Source organism: Flavobacterium lotistagni (genome assembly GCF_011392125.1).
Classification (GTDB): Bacteria; Bacteroidota; Bacteroidia; order Flavobacteriales; family Flavobacteriaceae; genus Flavobacterium; species Flavobacterium lotistagni.
Genome location: NZ_JAAJBU010000001.1, coordinates 206,380 through 222,076 on the forward strand (window position 1 = coordinate 206,380; position 15,697 = coordinate 222,076).

Below are 15,697 nucleotides of genomic sequence, written 5' to 3' on the forward strand. Positions count from 1 at the left end.
TTCCCGTTTTTACCCTTTCAATTCCAACTTCTCTGCAAAATAATCACAGAAGTCTTTCATGGTAGCAGCCATTTTTTCGTCGCCGGTCGCGCGTTGGAAAGTATCGGTCATCGCTACTAAAGTCTGGTGGAAAAACTGTTTCATCTCGTCTACCGGCATATCTTTAGTCCAGAGGTCGATGCGCAGGGTTTCTCGGGCGTTGCTGTCCCAGATGGAGAGCAACATGGCTTTGGCTTCTTCTGCTTCGATACCGCCATCTTGGGCTGTCCAACTGAGTTTTTCGGGAACACGGTTCTCGTCGAGTTCTACAAGGAATTTTATTTCGGAGGTAATTTTATTACTCATTCTTTTTGGGTTTGTAGTGTGATTTTTCAAACAGTTCTTTGGCATCTACTTTTAAAAGTTGGCCTACCGAAACTTCATTGTTTTCCATGTACGAGCGTACCATTTGCCAACCGATCCACGCTCCTATTCGACCTGGAGAATCGTTATCAATCTCTAGATAGAACTTAGAAAAAGGCGCCGGGTTGATAAAACGCGGAATCAATTTCTGGTCGGTATCGTAGAGCATTTTGTTGTCGATGAAATAACGCCAAATATAGCCCTCGTTTTCTTTGGCCCAAGTAATTTGCTCATTTTTGTAACCCATCTTCTCGGCATCTGAAGCTTCGGGCAACAAAATATCTTTGAGGTACAATTCTTTTCCGGCGTACACCATTTGTGACAGGAACGAAGTATCGGTGGGCGGCAAAATCTTGGTTTTGGCAAAACTAGAAGCGATATCAGGCATCATTTGGCTGGGTTCGAAATTTTGCTTGAGATATTGAGGAAATTCGTAAAAGCGGTGGTCTTTGCCGAGGTATAATTCGAGTGAAATCACGAGCATATTTCCGGTGTAAATTACTTTATTTTGATAATCCATCTCGGCGATGATGGTGTAGACTTTTGGGATTTTTGTTCCGGGGAAATAGTATTTGATGTGTTTAAATAACTCCTCGATTTGCGTGGTTTCTGTGCTGAAATTGCCGTAGCGTTTCTGCACTTCGGTGTAAAGTTCACGCCACTGCGGATTCTGCATTTTCTCGATCCAAACCTGATCGTCATTACCGGCCGGAAAGAAGAAAGGATATTCGGCTTTGAGTTTGGGCAAATCTTGTGGTTGGGTTTCGAAGAAGGCTTTGTCGAAGCGATTGACTTTGATTTGCAGCGGAATTTCTTCAACGGCTTTTTCTACTTTGGATTTTTTGTCGCAGGAAAGCAGCACCCAACAGCACAAAAACGGCAACAATAAACGATAGTTCTTCATAGACGGTAACGCATTAGCCCTGATGGCAGCGGCATCCTTTTTTGCCTTGGAAAAACTCGTGGTTTACCTTATAAATACTGGCGAAAAAGATATAGCGGACAGCAGGAAATAGCTTCAAATTATTATTATCTTCGCAAAGATACATTCCCGAGAACTAAATTTTCAGAAAATATGCCTAAAAAAAGTACAATCGATGTTGAAAAAGTGAACCAGCAAATTGTGAATTGGTTGAAAACGTATGCCCAAAACGCGAAAGTGAACGGCTTTGTGGTCGGGATTTCGGGCGGAATCGATTCGGCAGTTACCTCAACCTTGTGCGCGCAGACCGGAATGCAAGTAATTTGCGTGGAAATGCCGATCCATCAGGCGATAAGTCAGGTTTCTCGTGGGCGCGAACACATTGAGCAACTCAGGAAACGTTTCCCGAATGTGGGCCATGAGCAGATTGATTTGACTTCGGTATTTGAAACTTTTAAAACCCAAGTACCCACTTCAACCAATGAAGCCATTTTGAATTTGTCATTAGCCAATACGCGAGCACGACTTAGAATGACATCGTTGTATTATTTGGCAGGAATTCATGGCTTACTAGTGGCCGGAACGGGAAATAAAGTAGAAGATTTTGGAGTAGGCTTTTATACCAAATATGGCGATGGTGGCGTCGATTTGAGCCCGATTGCTGATTTGATGAAATCAGACGTGTATGCTTTGGGCGACTATTTAAAAGTTCCTGAATCTATCTTGAAAGCTGCGCCAACCGATGGCTTGTTTGGCGATGACCGCACCGATGAAGACCAACTCGGAGCTAGTTATGATGAACTGGAATGGGCGATGCTCGCAGACGAAGCGGGGAAAAACGAAACTGATTTTGCCGGACGCGAAAAAGAGGTTTTTAACATCTATAAACGTTTAAACCGAAGTAACCAACACAAAATGAAGCCGATACCGGTTTGTTTAATTCATCGGGATTAATGACGTTTTATCTATAATTTTTTAGTGTTTAAGTTTTTTTTAACTAAATTTATGCACTTCTAAAAATAACCCTTAAATGATACAGTTATGATTAAAGTTTGTTTGGCAGACAACTACCCGGTTGTGCATTTTGGCGTTAAGTCTTATTTTAAGGAACATTCCGATATCAGCATCGTGGCCAATGTCGGGAATTTCTCAATGGTGAAAGACGTGCTCTACACCAAAGAAATTGACGTATTGGTTTTAGATCTTGACCTTGACGGTTTATCGAGTATATACGAACTCAAAGCGATTATCAAGAATTACACGAAAACAAAAATCATTGTTTTCAGCAGTTATTCGGAACAGATTTATGCGCCGAACGCTATCAAGGCAGGCGTGGCTGGATATGTCCACAAAACGGCAAAACTGGAAACTTTAGGAATCGCGATTATGAAAGTACACCAGGGGCAAACTATCCTCAACGATACCATCAAACGAAACTTGGCCTTGATTGCCAAGCAAAATAAAAGCGAAAGATTATATCGTAAGCTCTCTAACCGTGAAATTGAAGTGTTGCGTTATTTGAGCAACGGAAAAAAGAACAATGAAATTTCGTCTATTTTAGGTTTGAACGAAAAAACCATTAGTACTTACAAACTCAGATTACTCACCAAACTCAACGTGACCAACTTAGTAGATTTGGTCAACAAAGCCAAAACGCTCGAAATCGTTTAACTATAACGAGACATTACCCGCCCAAGTTTTTTCGAGAAAGAACCAATTAGTTTGTAATAATCCATTGCCATAGACAACGGTTCAGTGTTGTCTGCTTCAGGCTCTTGGGCAATACTTACTTTCAAATCCTCAATAATTCTATTGACCAAAAACCATCGCAAAGTCAGAATGGTTTCAGAAACGTATTGCGCTACGGTTTGGTCTTTGCCTTTAACGATAATTTGTTTGGATTCCCAGTTGTGCAAAGCCATTTGCTCTTCCAACATTAATATATCGGTGATTTCTTGAGTGAATTCGGGCTCAAGGTGCATTAGGTATTGGTCCATTTGGAAATTTTCCGCTTGGTGATAATAATTAATCAGATGATTGTATATATTCAGGAATAATGGGTTGGCGAGTTCGACCTCGTCTTCCTGCAAACTCAAATAAATGCGTTGATAGACTTTGTAGTCTTTCTTCTCGGTACTTTCGACGATTTCGCCTTCTTCATTGGTTTTCAAAATCACATCTTCGAATTCTTCGGTTCTATCTCCGTAAAGCAATAGGATTTCTATAATCTTGCGTTCCAGTTCATAGAGTACATCTACTTTCTGGGTCACAATGGGGTTTTCATCTTTAATGACTTCAAACGCTTTCTGCTCTTGTTTGATTTTCTTTTCGGCTTCGGAAATATCCTTTTGAACCAGTTGCGCCAAAGTATTCAGCAAAACCTGCTCGGAAATATCCATGATGCGCGCACATTCCTGCACATAAATTTCGCGTTTGATTCGGTCCGGGATTTTGGAAATACTCGTGACCATATCGCGGATTAAGTCCGCTTTTTTGATTGGGTCGTTCTGAGCTTCATCCATGAGCAATGACGCTTTGAACTGAATGAAATCCTTGGCGTTAGTTTCTAAATAAGCGACCAAATCTTCGTAGGATGATTTCCGAGCAAAACTATCTGGATCTTCGCCTTCGGGAAAAGTGCAAACGCGAACGTTCATACCTTCTTCCAGAATCAAATCGATTCCTCGAATGGAGGCGCGCAAACCAGCCGCATCACCGTCATAAAGCACCGTAATATTTTTAGTGAGCCGATTGACTAATCGAATTTGGTCTGGCGTAAGCGCCGTTCCTGATGAAGCGACTACATTCTCGATTCCGGCTTGATGGAACTGGATCACATCGGTGTAGCCTTCTACCAAATAACAATTGTTTTGCTTGGCGATGGCTTGTTTGGCCTGAAAAATACCGTAAAGTACTTTGCTTTTGTGGTAAATTTCGCTTTCGGGCGAATTGAGGTATTTGGCGACTTTTTTATCGTTGGTAAGAATCCTGCCGCCGAAACCTAAAGTTCGTCCTGACATGCTATGGATTGGAAACATCACGCGGCCTCGAAAACGGTCGATTGGGGTTTTGTCTTCGCGCACGATGGTGAGCCCGGTGCTTTCGAGAAACTCAAGATTATATGCTTTGCCCAGAGCTTCTTTAGTGAACGCATCCCATTGTTCGGGCGAATAACCGAGTTCGAATTTCTTGATGGTTTCGTGGGTAAAACCGCGTTCCTTGAAATAAGAATAACCGATAGCCTTGCCTTCTTCGGAATTGATGAGCGTATCGTGGAAGTATTTCTTGGCGAATTCCGAAACCAAAAACATACTCTCGCGCACATCGGTAATGGCTTTTTCCTCTTGGGTTTGCTCGGTTTCTTCTATGGCGATATTGTATTTCTTGGCCAAATAACGAATCGCTTCCGGATACGTAAAATGCTCGTGTTCCATCAAAAAGGCTACGACATTACCGCCTTTGCCCGAGGAGAAATCTTTCCAGATTTGCTTCACTGGCGAAACCATGAACGATGGCGAACGCTCGTCTGAAAATGGGCTCAATCCTTTGAAGTTGCTACCGGCCCGTTTGAGTTGCACAAAATCGCCGATGACTTCCTCGACGCGGGCAGTTTCGAATACAGTATCGATGGTGGCTTTTGAGATCAACTGGCAAAACGGTTAGGGCGTCAAAGTTACAAAGTTTTTGTTGTGTTTGGACGCGCGAACATGGAAGGATTTTGCCTTAGCCCTGATAGCAGCGGCATCCTTTTTCCGGTAGCTTGCGGACGGGAAAAGATATAGCGAATAGCAGGTTCCCGGCTACTAAAAAACAAAAAAAAGCGCCCCTTTTGAGAGCGCCTCTTACTATTTAAACAAAGGTGGAACATGCTAGTTGAAATCGAAACGAACGCCGAACGAAATGTTGTTCTGGTCTACGGCATTGTCGCGAAACAGTGGGCTTAAATCGTATTTGGCATACAGAGAAACTTCTTTGTAGCCGATGTAAGCACTGGCTCCGTAGATGAAATCGTTGACGTTGAAATCGCCTTTGGTTTTCTGCTTCACTTTGTTGCCTTCTTCGTCTTCAAATTTAAGAATTTGCTTTGATTTGATGTTGGCCCCGAAGTAGCCGCCCAAACCAACGCGCATGCTTTTGTGGGTGCGGAAAAGGGTTTTGTCGTTTTTGATTTCCTTCTTAGAAAAATCGAATTCGAGGTGTGCCGGAACTACCAGATATACATTACGAAAACGCGAATCGTTCAGATGCACTGTGCTTTTAACGAGCTCGGTCTGCTTGCCGTTTTCTTGGAAATAACGGTTCTCGGTTGGGCGCAAATTGTTGTACATTAAAGACAGTCCGTATTTGGCATGGAGCAAATTGTCGTTTTTGAAAATCCGGGTGTTGGCGGTAAAACCCCATTCGTAGAAGTGTGAACCCCAATAACGATAATCGGAATGGGCCAAAGCTTTGTCTGTGACCAAGTTGTTCAGACCAAAGGCAAAAACAAATTGTGAAGTAGTTCTGCGCTCGCCGTCGTGGTTCCAATTTTTGCGTCGTTTGTTGTCGAAATGAATCACCCAAGTGCGTGATGAATCGCTTTCTTTGATTTTGCCATCTACTTTTTCCTGAACCAAATCTTTGAGTTCGTCTTGCGCTACGGCCACTCGGGTTTCGATGTTTTTAGCTCTAGCTGCTGCAAGTTCTTGCTTTTTGACCTCGGCTTGTTCAGTAGTGATTTCTTTTTTGTCGAGTTGGTTGTTAATGGCTTCAATTTCTGCTTTCAAAGCGGCTTTTTCTTCTTTGGTAATGTTCTCGATTTTGTTGGCGATTCCTTTAGCGCGAGACTCAAAAGTTTCCGAGACTACTTCGCCTTTTTGGTCTTGAGCGAAAATTTCGGTTAAAAAAAGTAATAAAAATCCGGTGAGATAAATGGTAAAGTTTTTCATGATGTTTTGATTTTTCTGATTATTGATTGATGTTAGATGATTTGATTTATTCGTTAGGGTTTTGATTGCGATTGGCCAGTGCCACTTTGACGTTTTGGTAATTGCGGTCCAGACGGTTGATTACTTTTTCGCGAAACGAAAGTTCGAGTTCTCCGTTGACTTCAGAGAGCAGGTTGGAAGCGTTTACTTTAATCGGGGTTTTGCCGATTTTTGGAGCGACTTCCAATTGCGCTACCGCTTGCTGATTAGGCTGATTGATTGTATTGAACAGTTGATTAGGCTGTTCGTTTTTTGATGGTTGATTGATTTCTGAGTGATTGTGGGTAGCGATTGCATCATTTTGCTGATTCGCAATTGGATTTTGCATTTTTCTTTTTTCCGGTAGGTTTTGATTTTGGATAAAACTTTTATTAACCCTTGGCGATTGAGTCTCGGAATTACTTTGAGTCTCGGCGACTACTTCTTTGGTTTTGGGCAGCAGCACTAGGTCAGTTTTGTTTTCGGGTTGCAATGAATCTTTTACCGTATCAGAGGATTCATTTTGATAGACCACTTCGTCTCTTCTGACATCGACCAATTGTTCGGTTTTACTAAGAAATACTACTGCAATAGCAATAAAACCTAACAAGGTCGCAGCGATATATAACCAATTATAGTTGGTTGTTGCTTTCTTTTCCTCGGCAACGGTTAGCATCGCATCGAGCCTGTCCCAAGCGGCCGGTGTTGGTGCAATTTCCCGCTCTTGTAGCGCTTTGCGAAATTTCTTGTCTAATTTATTTGGTTCCATTGCGGTAGTCTTTTAATTTGATGATTTCGTTTTGAAGCAGCCTTCTGGCATGTGACAATTGCGATTTCGAAGTGCCTTCGTTGATGTTCAACAGCGCCGCAATTTCGTGGTGTTTGTAACCTTCAATGGCGTAGAGGTTGAAAATCATTTTATATCCGTCGGGCAAAGCATCAATCAGGAATTGGATTTCATCTACGGTGAATTGGCTGTCGATATTGTTGAAACTGTCTTCTTTGTAATATTCGTCTTCCAGAAAACTGACCTTTTTATTAGCGCGGATAAAAGAGATGCACTCGTTCACCATGATGCGCCGAATCCAGCCTTCAAAGCTGCCTTTATGTTCAAAATTCTTGAGATTAGTAAACACTTTCATAAATGCGGTAATCATGACATCTTCTGCTTGGTGCACGTCTTTAATGTATTGACGGCAAACTCCGAGCATTTTGGAAGCATAAGTGGAATAGATTTTATGCTGCGCCTGACGATTGTTCTCGGTGGCCAACTGAACCAAATCCTTCTCTTGCTGATGTAAATCGATTACTTTCAAAACCTTTTGTCAAGTATTACTATTGGCATAGACGCAAAACTGCCAAAAACGGTTGCATGAAGCCGTAAAAAAATGAAAATATTTTTATAGATTTTAAAAAAACTCCCGTAAATAAAGCCCTGAGCAACTAAAAAAAACTGAAAAAAATTAAATTTTTCTTTCGATGACGTAGTTGACCATCAAAATTAAAGCTTCTTTGTAGTCAGAATTCGGGTAAGCATCTAGCAGTTGAAGCGCTTTTTGTTGGAATTCGCGCATTTTTTGTTCGGCATAAACCAGACCATGGTTGTTTTTTACAAACGCGATGACTTCCTTGATGCGCTTTTTGTCTTTGTTGTGGTTCTTGATTGAATTTATGAGCCAAGACTTTTCTTTCGGCGAACAATGATTCAACACATAAATCAAAGGCAAGGTCATTTTTTGTTCCTTGATGTCAATACCTGTTGGTTTGCCGATTGCGTCTTCGGTATAATCGAACAAATCGTCTTTAATCTGAAAGGCCATTCCAATGAGTTCGCCAAACTGTCTCATATTCTCAACTTGCATCTCGTCTTCAATGACTGATTTGGCGCCCAATGCACAACACGAAGCAATTAATGTAGCGGTTTTCTTTCGGATGATTTCATAATAGATATCTTCGACAATATCCAATCGGCGTGCCTTTTCAATTTGTAACAACTCACCTTCGCTCATTTCGCGGACCGCCACCGAAATAATCCGCAGCAAATCAAAGTCACCGTGGTCGATAGAAAGCAACAAACCTTTAGACAATAAATAATCGCCCACCAATACTGCAATCTTATTTTTCCACAAAGCATTAATGGAAAAAAATCCTCGCCTGCGGTTACTGTCATCCACCACATCATCATGAACCAAGGTGGCAGTGTGAATCAATTCAATCACTGATGCCCCGCGATATGTTCGTTCATTCACCTGACCATCGTGAAGCATCTTGGCGGTCAGAAACACAAACATCGGGCGCATTTGTTTTCCCTTTCGGTTAACGATATAATAAGTTATGCGGTTGAGCAACGCCACTTTTGAAGTCATCGACTCGTAGAACTTTTTCTCGAAAAGCTCCATTTCGACCTGAATCGGGCGTTTTATTTGCGAAGTGATATTCATTCGTCTCCAAAGGTAAATATAACTTTTAAGAGTGGCAAAGGTAATAAGACAGGTTTTTTTCTGTTTGTATTAAACGATACCAAACCCAAAAAGTCTTAAACGAAACTTAAAAATTTTTAGGATTATGAAAACAAGAATTTTAATGCTCGGATTGCTTTGCAGCTTTTGGTTAATTAGCTGTAATAAAGACGATGACAAGAACTCGTCCAACGGTTCTTCTGAATTTATTTCCAGTACTGATGTCGATGTTATTAGCGATGATGTTTCTCAAATTGTAGAACTGGAATCTGACCAAACCGCATCAAACCGATTGACCTCAGCCACTGAAAATTTCTTAGGCAATTGCGCTCAAGTGACTACCAGTGTTTCAGGTAACATCGTAACGAGAACCATCGATTTCGGAACTAGCAACTGCACACTCAACAATGGCAATACCGTCAGAGGTAAAATCATCCTTACTTTCACCAACGATTGGGATGCCACTACCCGAACCATCAATTATTCTTTTGAGAATTTCTATCACAACGACAACCACGTGGAAGGTAATAGAAATGTGGTGAAAACCATTTTGCCCAGCGGCCATCCGCAAACGACGATTTCGCTCGACATGACCGTAACCACACCAAGCAACGCGGTTTATACGGTAACCGGAAATCGCGTCCGTGAATTTGCAGAAGGTTATGGCAATAACATTTTAGCTGACAATGTATTTTTAGTTCACGGAAACTGGACTACCACCTTGCCCAATGGAAACACACACAGCCATTCGGTGAATGAAGAATCTCCGCTCAGAATTATTTACAGTTGCGACCAAACTGTAGGCCGTCGTCGGTTCGAAATAGTAAGTGGAATTGCCACCATCACCAGGAACAATAACACTGCAGTAATTAACTACGGCGACGGACAATGCGACGGTGTAGGCACTATCAGTATCAATGGAGGCGCAGCTATTACTTTCACGTTAAGACGTTAATTCCAGAAAAATATAAACGATAAGAAAAATAGGTTCCAGATTATGGAGCCTTTTTTTATGCTTCTTTGTTAGCGAGTTGTCCACAAGCGGCATCAATGTCTTTGCCTCGACTACGACGTACTTTAGCTACAATTCCGTTGGCTTCGAGCGCATCAATGTAGGCCTCTATGGAGACTTGCGAGGCTTGTTGGAATTCACCGTCATCAATCGGATTGTATTCGATGAGATTGACTTTACAGGGTACTTGTTTACAGAATTTCACCAAAGCGTCAATACAAACTTTAGTGTCATTGATTCCTTTCCAAACTACATATTCATAAGTGACTTTGCTTTTAGTTTTCTGATACCAGTACTGCAAAGCTTCGCGAAGTTCTGTCAATGGAAAGTTTTTGCTGAAGGGCATAATTTGATTGCGGATTTCTTCCACAGCGCAATGCAGCGACACGGCGAGTTTGAATTTCACTTCATCATCGGCCATTTTTCGGATCATTTTCGGAATACCTGAAGTGGAAACAGTAATCCGTTTTGGCGACATTCCCAAACCTTCTTCGGAAGTAATCATTTCGATTGCTTTAATGACATTGTTGTAGTTCATCAGCGGTTCACCCATACCCATAAAAACGATATTCGACAACGGATGATTGTAGTACAAACGGCTTTCCTTGTCAATGGCCACTACTTGATCATAGATTTCTCCGGGTTCAAGATTGCGCATTCTTTTGAGTCTGGCCGTGGCACAGAAATTACAATCTAGGCTACACCCGACTTGGCTCGACACACAAGCTGTAGTTCTGGTTTCGGTTGGAATTAGAACTGATTCGACCACTAACCCATCGTGCAAACGCACCGCATTTTTCACTGTGCCATCATCGCTTTTTTGCATCTGATCTACTTGGATGTGATTGATTACAAAATGTTCTTGAAGCATCAAGCGTGTGGCTTTGGAAAGATTGGTCATATCTTCGAAAGTATGCGCGCCTTTACTCCAAAGCCACTCGTAAACCTGATTCCCACGAAACGATTGATCGCCTTGCGAGGTAAAAAAGTCACGCAGTTGTTGTTTGGACAAAGCCCGAATATCTTTCTTGGGTGTTTCCATGATTGGGTTGTTAAAGGTTTTTTAAGAATAACCTTTGAACGGCACTTCGGTTTCTTTAAAATGAATACCAAAATTTTCTAGCTCCTTAAGGATTGGGATATACACTTCTTTATTAATCGGTAACTGCACTCCCGGATTTGTAATTTGTCCGTTAAGGATTCGCAGCGCTGCTATAGCTACTGGTAGTCCGACCGTTTTGGCCATCGCAGTATAAGTTTGGTCATGCCCGATACATACCATTTGGGAATCGATTTGCTTTTTCACGCCGTCAATTTCGTAACCAAATTTGTGGTACATCACAATCATGTCTTTATCGTCAGGTGCCAAGGTCCAGCTCTCGGTGAGAATTTTCTCGAGAATTTGCGCCGGAGTGGCATTTTTGAGGCCGACGGTTTTAGAGTTACTAAATAAGTCGAGCTCTTGGAATTTTATCCACATGGTGTCGTTTTGCGTGAGTCCAATCGTTTGGCAGAATTGTTTTTCCGTGTTCTCGGGCGTATCAATCGGTAAAAACAATCGTACATAATCCTGATAAGTAAGCTGTTCAGAATTATCAATCACATAACTGTCATCGGTCATTCCCAACTGCACAAACGCATCCCAAGCTTTGGAATAACCCGAACGCCGAATCGTGCCGCGCAATAAGGTCTGAATATCATTCAAACCGTAAACACTCCGGTATTTTAATGAATCGCGGTTGGCATAGGTTTCGAAATTACCATAACCTTCCACCTTTAAAATGTCAGTCCGCTTAAACAATTGTTGGTACGGAATGTATTTGTAAGTGCCTTCCTGAATAAATTTAGCAGCGCCGCCTTGACCCGCCAAAACTACATTTCTCGGTGCCCAAGTAAATTTGTAATTCCAAGCGTTGTTGTCTGATTCAGGAGCAATCAGTCCGCCACAGAAAGACTCAAACATAATCATTTTCCCGCCTTGTTCGCGAATTTCGTCAATAATTTTCATGGCGCTCATGTGGTCAATGCCCGGATCCAGCCCGATTTCGTTCATGAAAACCAAATTATTGGCTTTGGCTTCAGCATCAAGCTCTTGCATCGCTTCTGAGATATACGACGCGGTAACCATGTGCTTTTTGTAGGCAATGCAATCTTTCGCTACTTCGATGTGCATGTGCGCCGGAAGCATCGAAATCACCAAATCGGCACGTTCTATTTCAATTTGACGTTGTATAGCATTGAAAATATCGAACGCAATCGCCCTAGCGTTTTTATGATGGGCAGTTTTTTTCTGGGCCAGTTCCAATGACAAATCACCAATAGTGATATGCAGATTCTCCGCCTCAGATTGGTTCAAAAGATATTGTATTAAAGACGAAGCCGAACGTCCGGCCCCGATAATCAAGATTTTTCTCATGAGCTAAAAAATAGGCTCCAAAGGTATAAATAAGAAACAAAAAAAGCCCACTTAATGTGAGCTTAAAACAGAATTATAAAACTATCTGTAGTTTATTCTATCGCTTCTAATTCCTCGAGGTCTTTAAGGTCTTCTTTTTGCGATTCGATTTTTTGTTGTTCCATTTGAACATCTTTTTCTACTTCATCAGGCGTCATGCTTTTTGCAATCACTACTACCAAAATCAAACCGGCCACAATAAGCAACCATTTCGGAACAGTTCTGTCATTCGCTGCAGACTTAGCGTAAGCCAATCCGCTGAAAACCAGCGCCAAACCTACCGGTAAAAGACCTAAAGTTCCCATGGGTAAAATGGCGAAAATGACACTCAATAGAGTGAAAATAAAGGCTAAAACGATTAGTGCTTTTCTCATAATTATATTCCGCTTGCGTTAGTTAATGTGAGTTGTCCTGTTCCTACCGGAATGCTGAACTGAATTAGAGCCGGAACTCTCGCGTTGTCAGCAGTAAGGTAAATAATGTTTTTATCGGTGCCTTTAAGCTTGTTGGTTTTGGCTCCAATCGAGATTTTATAACACGTTTTTGAACCTAAATTTCCAGCTTTCACGGTTTCCTTTCCCATGTATTTGGCTGTCACGCCCATTTCTTTCTCGTCAAAAACCACTACGAACGATTTAGTTTGCCCTGGTGACATTTTGCTAAAATCCACGTTGCGCAATTGGTAAATAGTAGCCACTACATCACTTGCCGAACCACTAATTTGAAAGGCTTTGGTAGTTTCCGGCATATTCTTGCGTTTCAAGGTGCTCTGAATCGTATTGCCTTTGAACAAATACTTCTCTTTTTTGGTGTAAGTCCCTTCGAGGATGTCTCTTTTGTACAAACTTGGCTTCAAAGTAGTTGGATTTACATAAGACTCATAATTGTCCCTAATTTTAAAGAAAGTATCCCATTTAGTATAGGTAGTGGCGTTGCAACTAAGATGCAGCAAGGTGTTTTTAGAAGTTTTGACGGTTTGGGTTTGCATGGTCACTTGGGCAAGTGGCGTCATCAATCCGCTCATATTATAGGAAGCCGCGTAGGTAAGTTTCTCGCCAGATTTCACAGCCTTGTTAGTTTGGGCGCTTGTGATGCTAGAGATCAAAACAGCCGCAATCATAAATAATTTTCTCATGATGTTCCTAATTTTTAAGTGCAAATGTAATTTTTTTTTGTTTAGTAGCTTGTTCCGGTTTTCCGCTAACACGAGCGAAGCGAATTGACCGAACACAAACTAAACAAAATTATAACGTGTGAGGTAATCTTTTTTGGTCAAAAAAAGCCCAAAAAAGGATGCCGCTGCAACCCGGGCTAAAAAACCTCGAATATCTTTGATGTCTTACCCATAACCCATAATTTTACGACTTAGTATCAAATCTTCAATAAAAATGGATAAAAAAATAATCTCGACCGCGGCGCTTCTTGGGGCGTCAGCAATCATATTAGGTGCTTTCGGGGCACACGCTTTGAAAAAAGTTCTTACCGATTCGCAACTCATTACTTTTGAAACCGGTGTGAAATACCAAATGTACCACGCTTTGTTTTTGTTGTTTGTCGGTTTCTCGACAAGCATTAGCGTGAAAGCCAAGCAAATTATTTACTACTGCGTGCTTACCGGAGTTTTGTTTTTCTCTGGTTCAATTTACCTTCTAGCTACCGATGAGCTCAACAGCTTTAACTTCAAAACCATCGGATTCGTTACACCCATCGGCGGTTTTTTATTAATCATCGGTTGGTTCTGGCTGTTCGTCGATTTTTACCGAAAAAAGTGATATTATTTCCAGAATTTCGGCGTCGATAAAATTTTATTTTTACTTTTGTCGTTGATAAAAAACAACAATACAAACTCATTTCTATGGATAATTACGCTCAAGTTACGAAATCGATTTCGCTTGAAAAATACGGAATCAAAAATGCAGCAGAAGTTATATACAATCCGTCCTTTGACCTACTCTATCACGAAGAATTGAAGCCTTCTTTACAAGGTTTCGAAAGAGGGCAACTCACTGAATTAGGCGCAATCAACGTAATGACTGGCGATTTTACAGGCCGCTCGCCCAAAGACAAATACATCGTTAAAGACAGTATCACCGAAAACACCATTTGGTGGAATTCAGAAAAAGCCGTCAACGACAATAAACCCATCTCACAAGATACTTGGAATGCCTTAAAACAAACCACCGTCGAGCAACTTTCAGGAAAAAGATTATTCGTAGTTGATGCCTTTTGTGGCGCCAACGAAAACACAAGACTTAAAGTGCGCTTCATTATGGAAGTGGCTTGGCAGGCACATTTTGTTAAGAACATGTTCATCCGCCCAACGGAAGAAGAATTAGAAAACTTCGGCGAACCAGATTTTATCGTGATGAATGGTTCGAAAACCAGTTTCAAAGATTACGCAGCTCACGGCATGAACTCGGAAGTTTACATCGCGTTTAATCTAACCGAAAAAATGCAACTTATTGGCGGCACTTGGTACGGAGGCGAAATGAAAAAAGGCTTGTTCTCGATGATGAACTATTATTTGCCACTCAAAGGAATTGCTTCCATGCACTGCTCGGCCAACAAAGGCAAAGACGGCGACGTGGCAGTTTTCTTTGGTTTATCTGGAACCGGAAAGACCACGCTGTCAACTGATCCGAAACGCGAACTTATCGGAGACGACGAACACGGCTGGGACGATGAAGGCGTATTCAACTTCGAAGGTGGCTGTTATGCCAAAACCATCGATTTGAGCAAAGAAAATGAACCAGACATTTACAATGCAATCAAACGCGACGCCTTACTAGAAAACGTAACAGTAGATGCTGACGGAAAAATAGATTTTAAAGACGGTTCAGTAACTCAGAATACTAGAGTTTCTTATCCTATTAATCACATTCACAATATAGTAAAACCTGTTTCTAAAGCCGGGCACGCCAACAAAGTAATTTTCTTGACCGCCGATGCTTTTGGAGTAATGCCTCCGGTTTCTAAACTGACACCGGAACAAACTAAGTACTATTTCCTTTCAGGATTTACCGCTAAATTGGCCGGAACCGAAAGAGGTGTAACCGAGCCACAACCGACATTCTCAGCGTGTTTTGGAAAAGCGTTCTTATCGCTGCATCCTACACAATACGGACAAGAGTTGGTAAAGAAAATGGAACAACACAAAGCGACTGCTTATATGGTCAACACTGGCTGGAACGGAACAGGTAAAAGAATCTCTATCAAAGACACTCGTGCCATTATCGATGCGATTTTAGATGGTTCTATTGAAAATGCTGAAACCACAATGATTCCGGTATTCAATTTCGAAGTGCCTACAGCGCTCAACCAAGTAGATGCGAGCATTCTAGATCCGCGAAATACTTATGCTAACGCTTCAGATTGGAATACAAAGGCCGAAGATTTGGCAGCGCGTTTTATTAAAAACTTCGCCCAATATACAGACAATGCCGAAGGCGAAAATTTGGTAAAAGCCGGACCACAATTGTAAAAGTTTCAATAACAAACCGT

The 15,697-nt window shown here is 41.6% G+C and carries 16 protein-coding genes; 5 read left to right on the plus strand and 11 right to left on the minus strand.

Annotation, left to right across the window (positions count from 1 at the left end; genetic code table 11):
• Window positions 1-9: 9 nt before the first annotated feature.
• Together gldC and gldB are read right to left on the minus strand one after the other, a co-directional pair.
• Complete coding sequence (gene gldC / locus G4D82_RS00885) at window positions 10-345, minus strand: gliding motility protein GldC (RefSeq protein ID WP_166333458.1); 336 nt, start codon at window positions 343-345, stop codon at window positions 10-12.
• The gene (gldB, locus tag G4D82_RS00890; protein ID WP_166333460.1) at window positions 338-1,306 is read right to left on the minus strand and encodes a gliding motility lipoprotein GldB; all 969 of its coding nucleotides are present in this window, start codon (window positions 1,304-1,306) and stop codon (window positions 338-340) included. Before gldB ends, gldC begins: the two co-directional genes overlap by 8 nt.
• A 171-nt stretch (window positions 1,307-1,477) precedes the next feature.
• Here gldB and nadE point away from each other — a divergent pair, with 171 nt between their 5' ends.
• On the plus strand, window positions 1,478-2,278 hold the full coding sequence (gene nadE, locus G4D82_RS00895; RefSeq protein WP_166333462.1) for an NAD(+) synthase: 801 nt from the start codon (window positions 1,478-1,480) through the stop codon (window positions 2,276-2,278).
• A gap of 87 nt (window positions 2,279-2,365) precedes the next feature.
• Window positions 2,366-2,995 (plus strand): response regulator transcription factor, encoded by a 630-nt coding sequence (locus G4D82_RS00900; RefSeq protein ID WP_166333464.1) that lies wholly within the window; start codon window positions 2,366-2,368, stop codon window positions 2,993-2,995.
• Here G4D82_RS00900 and dnaG read toward each other — a convergent pair.
• From dnaG to G4D82_RS00925, 5 genes are all read right to left on the minus strand, one after another.
• Window positions 2,992-4,971 carry a DNA primase gene (gene dnaG, locus G4D82_RS00905; RefSeq protein ID WP_166333466.1) on the minus strand — a complete coding sequence of 660 codons (1,980 nt, stop codon included), beginning with the start codon at window positions 4,969-4,971 and terminating at the stop codon, window positions 2,992-2,994. The genes G4D82_RS00900 and dnaG overlap by 4 nt on opposite strands.
• A 222-nt stretch (window positions 4,972-5,193) precedes the next feature.
• Window positions 5,194-6,252 carry a hypothetical protein gene (locus G4D82_RS00910; RefSeq protein WP_166333468.1) on the minus strand — a complete coding sequence of 353 codons (1,059 nt, stop codon included), beginning with the start codon at window positions 6,250-6,252 and terminating at the stop codon, window positions 5,194-5,196.
• A gap of 46 nt (window positions 6,253-6,298) precedes the next feature.
• Window positions 6,299-7,039, minus strand: coding sequence for a hypothetical protein (locus G4D82_RS00915; RefSeq protein ID WP_166333470.1), 741 nt, complete (start codon window positions 7,037-7,039; stop codon window positions 6,299-6,301).
• On the minus strand, window positions 7,026-7,586 hold the full coding sequence (locus tag G4D82_RS00920; RefSeq protein ID WP_166333472.1) for an RNA polymerase sigma factor: 561 nt from the start codon (window positions 7,584-7,586) through the stop codon (window positions 7,026-7,028). Before G4D82_RS00920 ends, G4D82_RS00915 begins: the two co-directional genes overlap by 14 nt.
• A gap of 147 nt (window positions 7,587-7,733) precedes the next feature.
• Window positions 7,734-8,711 carry a polyprenyl synthetase family protein gene (locus G4D82_RS00925; RefSeq protein WP_166333474.1) on the minus strand — a complete coding sequence of 326 codons (978 nt, stop codon included), beginning with the start codon at window positions 8,709-8,711 and terminating at the stop codon, window positions 7,734-7,736.
• A gap of 124 nt (window positions 8,712-8,835) precedes the next feature.
• On the opposite strand from G4D82_RS00925, the gene G4D82_RS00930 reads away from it, so the two are divergent.
• Window positions 8,836-9,684: a hypothetical protein gene (locus tag G4D82_RS00930; RefSeq protein WP_166333476.1), complete on the plus strand. Its 849-nt coding sequence runs from the start codon at window positions 8,836-8,838 to the stop codon at window positions 9,682-9,684.
• A 55-nt stretch (window positions 9,685-9,739) separates the two neighbouring features.
• Here G4D82_RS00930 and rlmN read toward each other — a convergent pair whose 3' ends face one another.
• The 4 genes from rlmN to G4D82_RS00950 all read right to left on the minus strand — a co-directional run bounded on the left by rlmN (window position 9,740) and on the right by G4D82_RS00950 (window position 13,331).
• Complete coding sequence (gene rlmN / locus G4D82_RS00935) at window positions 9,740-10,783, minus strand: 23S rRNA (adenine(2503)-C(2))-methyltransferase RlmN (RefSeq protein WP_166333478.1); 1,044 nt, start codon at window positions 10,781-10,783, stop codon at window positions 9,740-9,742.
• Window positions 10,784-10,804: 21 nt separating this feature from the next.
• A complete protein-coding gene (locus G4D82_RS00940) occupies window positions 10,805-12,157 on the minus strand; it encodes a saccharopine dehydrogenase family protein (protein WP_166333480.1) in 1,353 nt (450 codons plus the stop codon).
• A 92-nt stretch (window positions 12,158-12,249) separates the two neighbouring features.
• Window positions 12,250-12,570 carry a hypothetical protein gene (locus G4D82_RS00945; RefSeq protein WP_166333482.1) on the minus strand — a complete coding sequence of 107 codons (321 nt, stop codon included), beginning with the start codon at window positions 12,568-12,570 and terminating at the stop codon, window positions 12,250-12,252.
• A gap of 2 nt (window positions 12,571-12,572) precedes the next feature.
• On the minus strand, window positions 12,573-13,331 hold the full coding sequence (locus tag G4D82_RS00950) for a DUF3108 domain-containing protein (RefSeq protein ID WP_166333484.1): 759 nt from the start codon (window positions 13,329-13,331) through the stop codon (window positions 12,573-12,575).
• 253 nt (window positions 13,332-13,584) lie between these two features.
• On the opposite strand from G4D82_RS00950, the gene G4D82_RS00955 reads away from it, so the two are divergent.
• On the plus strand, window positions 13,585-13,968 hold the full coding sequence (locus G4D82_RS00955; RefSeq protein ID WP_166333486.1) for a DUF423 domain-containing protein: 384 nt from the start codon (window positions 13,585-13,587) through the stop codon (window positions 13,966-13,968).
• An 83-nt stretch (window positions 13,969-14,051) separates the two neighbouring features.
• On the plus strand, window positions 14,052-15,677 hold the full coding sequence (gene pckA, locus G4D82_RS00960; RefSeq protein WP_166333488.1) for a phosphoenolpyruvate carboxykinase (ATP): 1,626 nt from the start codon (window positions 14,052-14,054) through the stop codon (window positions 15,675-15,677).
• Window positions 15,678-15,697: the final 20 nt, after the last annotated feature.